Source organism: Nostoc sp. DedQUE07, assembly GCF_034530975.2.
Classification (GTDB): domain Bacteria; phylum Cyanobacteriota; class Cyanobacteriia; order Cyanobacteriales; family Nostocaceae; genus Nostoc.
The window spans coordinates 1-2023 of sequence record NZ_JAVRCC020000109.1 but is presented as its reverse complement, the minus strand read 5'-3'; the positions used below and the strand labels follow the sequence as shown (position 1 = coordinate 2023).

Here is a 2023-nt window from a genome sequence, read left to right as displayed (position 1 = left end):
ACAGCATTGCCCTGCAAGATGATGGCAAGATTCTGTTAGCGGGAGTGAGTACTAATAACTTTGCTGTAGTACGTTACAACAGCAATGGTAGTCTCGACACCAGCTTTGGTACTGCTGGCAAGGTAATTACTAACTTGGGCGGTACTGACATAGCCTACAGCATTGCCCTGCAAGACGATGGCAAGATTCTGTTAGCGGGAGTGAGTAGTAGTAACTTTGCTGTAGTACGTTACGACAGCAATGGAAGTCTTGACACCAGCTTTGGTACTGCTGGCAAGGTCATTACTGATATTGGTACTAATACCACAGACACCGCCTACAGCATTGCCCTGCAAGATGATGGCAAGATTCTGTTAGCGGGAGTGAGTACTAATAACTTTGCTGTAGTACGTTACGACAGCAATGGAAGTCTCGACACCAGCTTTGGTACTGCTGGCAAGGTCATTACTAACTTGGGCGGTACTGACATAGCTTACAGCGTTAGCGTGCAAGCTAATGGCAAAATTATTGTGGCGGGTTCGAGTAACAATAACTTTGCTTTAGTACGTTACAACAGCAATGGTACTCTTGACACTGATTTCAATACTACTGGCATTATCACTACTGATATCGGCACAAAGACTACTGATAATGCCTATGCTCTCACCCAACACGATGGTACGATAATAGTCGCGGGAATAAGCGCCAATAACTTTGCTGTGGCACGTTACAGGGTTAACCAAAATCCAGTACTAGTGAAGGAAATCGCAGACAAAGAGACTCCAGAAGACATAAATTTCAACTTCACAATCTCAGATAGCTTCCAAGATCAAGATCCTGAAGACACTCTCGCTTACACTGCCACTCTCGAAAACGGTGACTCTCTACCGAGTTGGTTGAGTTTTAATGCTGCAACCAAAACCTTCAGTGGCACTCCCTTAAATGCAAACGTGGGTAGCCTAAACATTAAAGTTACTGCCACAGATACTTATCTTGCTCAAATCAGTGATGTGTTCACACTCACTGTTAACAACACCAACGATGCGCCAGAGGTGGCGAATGAAATTGCAAACCAACAAGCAACAGAAGATACAGTTTTCACCTTCATTATCCCAGACAACACCTTCATTGATGTCGATGCTGGCGACACTCTCACCTACACTGCCACTCTCGAAAACGGCGACTCTCTACCGAGTTGGTTAACCTTCAATGCTGCAACCAAAACCTTCAGTGGTACTCCCTTAAATGCAAATGTCGGCAGCCTCAACATTAAAGTTACTGCTAAAGATACTGCTGGCGCCCAAGCGAATGATGTTTTTGTACTCACCGTTAACAACGTCAACGATGCGCCAGAGGTATTTCAGGCGATCGCTCCTCAACAAGCAACAGAAGATACAGTTTTCACCTTCATTATCCCAGACAACACCTTCATTGATGTCGATGCTGGCGACACTCTCACCTACACTGCCACTCTCGAAAACGGCGACTCTCTACCGAGTTGGTTAACCTTCAATGCTGCAACCAAAACCTTCAGTGGCACTCCCTTAAATGCAAACGTGGGTAGCTTAAACATTAAAGTTACTGCCACAGATACTTATCTTGCTCAAGTCAGTGATGTGTTTACGCTCACTGTTAATAACACCAACGATGCGCCAGAGGTGGCGAATGAAATTGCTAACCAACAAGCAACAGAAGACACACTTTTCAACTTCATTATCCCAGACAACACCTTTAAGGATGTCGATGCTGGCGACACTCTCACCTACACTGCCACTCTCGAAAACGGCGACTCTCTACCGAGTTGGTTAACCTTCAATGCTGCAACCAAAACCTTCAGTGGCACTCCCTTAAATGCAAACGTGGGTAGCTTAAACATTAAAGTTACTGCCACAGATACTTATCTTGCTCAAGTCAGTGATGTGTTTACGCTCACTGTTAATAACACCAACGATGCGCCAGAGGTGGCGAATGAAATTGCTAACCAACAAGCAACAGAAGACACACTTTTCAACTTCATTATCCCAGACAACACCTTTAAGGATGT

At 44.8% G+C, this 2023-nt stretch carries 1 protein-coding gene; it reads left to right on the top strand.

Annotation, left to right across the window (positions count from 1 at the left end; translation table 11 throughout):
* On the top strand, positions 1 to 2023 hold a 2023-nt coding region (locus RMZ95_RS33980), incomplete at both ends, for a putative Ig domain-containing protein (RefSeq protein ID WP_409884541.1).